Source organism: Carnobacterium sp., from assembly GCF_032094055.1.
Taxonomy (GTDB): Bacteria; Bacillota; Bacilli; order Lactobacillales; family Carnobacteriaceae; genus Carnobacterium_A.
Map to the genome: position 1 here is coordinate 69,174 of NZ_DAMDAK010000002.1, position 4,965 is coordinate 74,138.

General features: G+C 30.1%; 5 protein-coding genes. 2 read left to right on the forward strand and 3 right to left on the reverse strand.

Annotated elements, in window-relative coordinates; genetic code table 11:
• Positions 1 to 623: 623 nt before the first annotated feature.
• Positions 624 to 1,721 (reverse strand): hypothetical protein, encoded by a 1,098-nt coding sequence (locus RT405_RS00830; protein WP_313466789.1) that lies wholly within the window; start codon positions 1,719 to 1,721, stop codon positions 624 to 626.
• 719 nt (positions 1,722 to 2,440) lie between these two features.
• On the opposite strand from RT405_RS00830, the gene RT405_RS00835 reads away from it, so the two are divergent.
• Both RT405_RS00835 and RT405_RS00840 read left to right on the forward strand, forming a co-directional pair.
• Positions 2,441 to 3,214 carry a glucose 1-dehydrogenase gene (locus RT405_RS00835; RefSeq protein ID WP_313466790.1) on the forward strand — a complete coding sequence of 258 codons (774 nt, stop codon included), beginning with the start codon at positions 2,441 to 2,443 and terminating at the stop codon, positions 3,212 to 3,214.
• 100 nt (positions 3,215 to 3,314) lie between these two features.
• Complete coding sequence (locus RT405_RS00840) at positions 3,315 to 3,485, forward strand: hypothetical protein (protein WP_313466791.1); 171 nt, start codon at positions 3,315 to 3,317, stop codon at positions 3,483 to 3,485.
• A 330-nt stretch (positions 3,486 to 3,815) separates the two neighbouring features.
• Here RT405_RS00840 and RT405_RS00845 read toward each other — a convergent pair whose 3' ends face one another.
• Together RT405_RS00845 and RT405_RS00850 are read right to left on the reverse strand one after the other, a co-directional pair.
• The gene (locus RT405_RS00845; protein ID WP_313466792.1) at positions 3,816 to 4,211 is read right to left on the reverse strand and encodes a DUF3887 domain-containing protein; all 396 of its coding nucleotides are present in this window, start codon (positions 4,209 to 4,211) and stop codon (positions 3,816 to 3,818) included.
• Positions 4,208 to 4,804 carry a YhfC family glutamic-type intramembrane protease gene (locus tag RT405_RS00850; RefSeq protein WP_313466793.1) on the reverse strand — a complete coding sequence of 199 codons (597 nt, stop codon included), beginning with the start codon at positions 4,802 to 4,804 and terminating at the stop codon, positions 4,208 to 4,210. The genes RT405_RS00845 and RT405_RS00850 overlap by 4 nt, the downstream gene beginning before the upstream one ends.
• Between the last annotated feature and the right edge of the window lie 161 nt (positions 4,805 to 4,965).

The window sequence follows — 4,965 nt, forward strand, 5'->3', positions numbered from 1 at the left end:
ACATATATATTCTATAAAAAAGCTAATCATTCTGCTTTAAATGATTAGTTTCAGAAAATTTAATTAGTTGAGGGTCCTATAGCATACGTTTAAATGCATCTCCATCCTTTGAGACAGAGTAAACTCTCAGCAGGACCTTCTTTAGTATAAACTCCTTTTTAAAAATAGTTTTCATCGAAAATTCGACTTTTCTGTCCATCAAATTTTGAATCTGAATACAGGTAATACTTGAGCCTTCTCACTACTGCCCTTTTAGGTTTCATAAAACTTTCATTATCGGCATTCTGTATTAGTTCATTTAAATTATAATTTTTTTGCTAGAACAGCTTATGAGTTACTATTTCCAAAACCTAATTGCTTTAATAATCGTGTAGTATAGTTTTCGATAAATGAATATGTTAATGTAATAACTTCTAAATAATATCCATCATTATATGCTTAATTTATTCTTTTTTATCTCATCTATATATTCAGTATTATTCATATTTTCTCTTCCTTATAAATGTTAATTCAATTTCAAAGTATTATGAACTTCCAATGTATCTAATAAAGTTTTTGGTTTTTTAATAAAACAATCAGTTATAAATCAATAAATTTTTAGTTTTCAGTCCCGACATAAATAATTAACGTATCCGTACTTTAATTCCACTTAATAATTCGATCGTTTCCATGTCATCAATCCTATTATCTCTAAATCTAGTTTCAATAAAGTCATCTTGCCACAATACGTAAAGATTATTATTTTTATCAACAAGTTCTACAACATTAGGATATTTTTCTCGTTGGTTAACTAAATTGGTTAGCTTATTTCTGCCTAAAATAGCATCACTAATAATGGCTATTATAATCTCATTAGGCAGCTCGCTTTTATTAATTTTAATATATATCCTATTGCCCCCTACTGCTGAGAGTTCTTTTGACTCAGTAATGTATTTTGATAATTTATGTTTAAGATTCCTATATTTCCAAAATTTTACCCTTCTAATTAATAGTTTAATATAATATCTAATGTACGTATCTATCTGATTTTTATAATTACTGAATATTATTTTCTTTTCTATTAATATCATTTGTTTTGCCAAATATATAACAGGTATGTTGATTATCCAAACTAATGCTTCCAGACCAAAAGATATCCAAAAATCTAAAGTTAATATATCCTTAACATGCTGAATAAATTGGAAAAATGCCCCTCCTATCATAAATAGAGGAATTACCATTAAAAAGAAGTTAAAAAACCTTTCTACATTTTTTGTTTCTTCTGTGCTATTTGCAACTGCAATAATAACAGAGAGAAAAAACAACATCATTGTTAAAAGCATTTCTACGCCTACTGAAAATGTATACGAAGAATTTATAAATAGTGGAATCGCAGCTAATCCAAATAATTCAGCTTTCTTTTCTCGATATAACTGATTAAAATTTAATTTTTTTAACGTTTCTGCCAATGGATAAATGGAAAAAAACAGCACAATCAAATAGTCTTTTATATACCATATTGAAATATCTAAATCATTTCTAACTGTCCAAAAGTAAATCAAAGTCAAATATAGTAGATTCATAAACAAAATCACAATAGAAATAGGATTTAAAATTAATTGTTTCACATACTTAATAACATCTAACAACGAATCCAAAATTCCATTTTTTCTTCCAAATAAAACAATTAATACTAACACAATTATAATCCAATATAGGATTGCTTCTTCTCGCGTATTCAATTAAAAATTCTCCCTTACAATACCAACATAAAATTGTATCTTATACGGATGTTCATGGCAGAATAAGAGTACAGCACAGGAGATGCGGATATTTTCTTAAACTTTTAAAGCAGTTAGCCCTAACTTTCGTCTATACTAATACCCTTTCAGAATACTCCATAAAACAGTTCATTCTTTAGGCATCCAAAAAATCCTTCTCCCCGCTGCCTTAAACTTTTCCTATTCAGATAGCCAAGCATTCGAACTTTCCTAGAATAATTTTGTCCATATTCAAGATAATGATCAACCGTCATTTGTTATCCTTTTAAAGTAAATTTTTTTATGCCCAGATGATTTATGAAGCTCTCCTGTCTTACTCTGTTCTTTATACCAATTATATAATACTTTTGGAGAGGGATATCCAAATTTTTGAATAGTAGTCGCAAATGAATGGTCAGGTTTTATAAATAGTTTTACTGCTATTTAAATATTCTTCATGAGAGTACATTGATATCCTCCTGACTCAATTTGAGTTCAAGTATTTGTTCACATCTTCTGTTTTTCACTTTTATTCTACCATAAATTTCTTCTGAATTAATACAAGGTAAACAAGATTACAGTATGGTATCTAAGTTTATTCCTTCTATCATTTACATTTTCCTAAAAGTTGTTTTCCTTGACATTCGATAGTAAAGGCGTAAAATTGCTTCCTGTTTGTTAAAGAAGAAAGGGATGTTCAGATGACAAAATTATTAGAAGGAAAAGCAGGATTAGTAACAGCAGCAGGATCAGGTATTGGACGTGCCAGTGCTATCTCTTTAGCAGAAGAAGGCGCAAAAGTGATGGTTTCTGATGTAAGTGTAGAAAGTGGACAAGAAACCGTTAAAATAATTAACGATAACGGTGGGAAAGCACAATTCTTTAAGTGTGATGTCAGCGATGAAGAACAAGTGAAAGCATTAGTTGATGAAACGGTATCAGTTTTCGGTCAACTTAATTTTGCTCACAATAATGCAGGCATTAATGCTGGCCAAGTTAAAATTGGCGAAATGGATTCAAAAGACTGGGACAAAACATTAAAAGTAACGTTGTATGGTACATTTTATAGTATCAAACATGAAGTGAATGCGATGATTAAAACAGGAGGCGGTTCGATTGTTAACTCTGCATCAGCAGCAGGTATTGAAGGTTCGCCAAACATGGCTCCGTACACGGCTTCAAAACATGCCATTGTCGGTCTAACAAAATCAGTTGCTTTAGAATATGGAAAACAAGGAATTCGAATCAATTCTATTGCCCCAGGTGCAACGTTTACTCCAGCAATTGAAGGATGGGCAAAAGACCATCCAGAACAATATGAAGGTACGTTGAAATCTATTCCTACAGGCAAGATGGCTAAAGCTGAAGATCAAGGGAATGTTGTTATGTTCTTATGTTCAGATTTAGCTGAACAAATCAGTGGTGTCACCATTCCTGTCGATGGTGGATATACAGCTGGAAAACTAGAAGAATAAATAGAAAAGCAAACTAGTTGAAATAAAAGACTATACAAGAAATAACGTTAGTGGGCACAAAACTCACTAACGCCATTTTTTGTATAAAAGTAGAAAACAAGTGAGTTCTCCTGTAAAGGGTGAATACAAAGACAATGTTAAAAAACTAATCAACACTATATTATCCGATAATGAATTAATGGGTGCAGAGCTAGGGTCAGCAGGTTCATTAACTATCTTATCAGAGTTAGTCATTTACTTATTAATTCGTTTAATGACCAGTCCAAAATAGAAAAACAACTAGAAAACAAGATCAGAGAATATAACTTTACATTAGACGACAATAAAGATATTTTACTCTATCTAAGACAGTTTGATTTTTAATTGAATACCGGCTTAGATATCTATTTGCAAATCTTGAAAACCCAGAGGCATATATTATAAAAGCAAACGAAAAGCTTTTGCGTTTCCCCTAGATATATAGTTATTTATCAAGAAAATGAGATGTTAGAAATTTAGGAGAAACGCCTCCAGAAAATTGCATCATTGAACAAATGAAGGACTACCCTCAATGTATTTTTTCACTGACGATAATCCTTTAAATAAGTCTTTCATTATTTTTCTATTTGTAAAATAATCCTGCAATTTTCATTTCTTTATTAAAAGAAATTGTGTATATGATTTCGTTATTTTCATATTTCGTTTTAGCTACAGCTATAGCTATTTCTTCTTTTCCAGAAATACTGATATCTTCAATTTTTTCAAATTTTCCACTTTCATTTATAGAGCTGTATACTTCTTGAAGGACCTCATCAGTAAGAGCATCTTTCATTTCTGCATTACTCATTTCCAAAATAGCTTCTGAGTCTTCGTTATTTATGTAAGATATAACTTCTTCTGTCGCCTTTTTAACGTCATCCTCAGCGAAATCATCTGATAGTTTTGAACTTGCGCACCCTGATAAAATAATAAAACCAATAAAGAAACAAGATACTAGTTTTAGCATTGAGTTCTTCATTTTTTTTCCTCCTTTAAATAATATTTTCTTGATCTATATGAATATACCACCATAAATAGGGCAATTATCACTAGAGAACTTTCCATTAAAATCAACCCATTTTTAGTTAAATTTAAAATAGGTATTAGAGAATCTATCATACCATGTACCAAAATGGCTATCCCTAAGTATTTCAACTTATTATTTAGCTGAAATCCATTCCAAACAATTATCGTTAAACCAATGTGAAGAATGACTGATAAAATCCTTTCAATTATAGCAATGGTTAAACTTGAAAAAGGAACCTCAGTTATATAAGGTCCAAGTATAAGGACCATTTCTGCTAACCCATGACCTAGCCCAAAGAGAATAGGTTGTGCCATAATTGTTTTTGAAGGTCTTAGAAGAAATTTTTTAAAGATAAATCTAAAACTTTCTTCAAATATACCAGCTGAAAAAGCTATTAATATTCCAACTAATAACGGATTTAAACCATAATATAAAATAAATGTTGTATTATGGTTAAGGTAATCTAATAAAGAAAATCTTAACATAGGTTGCGAAACTATAAAAGACAAGCTCCCTAATAAAAATATAACTATCTTATTTTTCATTTTAGCACCCCCTCAGTATCTGCAGATCTCTCACTATAGAAATCCTTGATAAGATTATGGCAATTATAATGAATTTACTTTTAACTTTTTTTAGACATAGATATAAATAGCATAAAATACATGATCATCTATTTCAATAAATAAAACCAGGTATCAGCTTT

Excerpts from the sequence above, each read along its gene's own strand:
- RT405_RS00835 (WP_313466790.1), top strand. The coding sequence starts at position 2,441 with ATGACAAAATTATTAGAAGGAAAAGCAGGATTAGTAACAGCAGCAGGA.
- RT405_RS00845 (WP_313466792.1), bottom strand. The coding sequence starts at position 4,211 with ATGAAGAACTCAATGCTAAAACTAGTATCTTGTTTCTTTATTGGTTTT.
- RT405_RS00850 (WP_313466793.1), bottom strand. The coding sequence starts at position 4,804 with ATGAAAAATAAGATAGTTATATTTTTATTAGGGAGCTTGTCTTTTATA.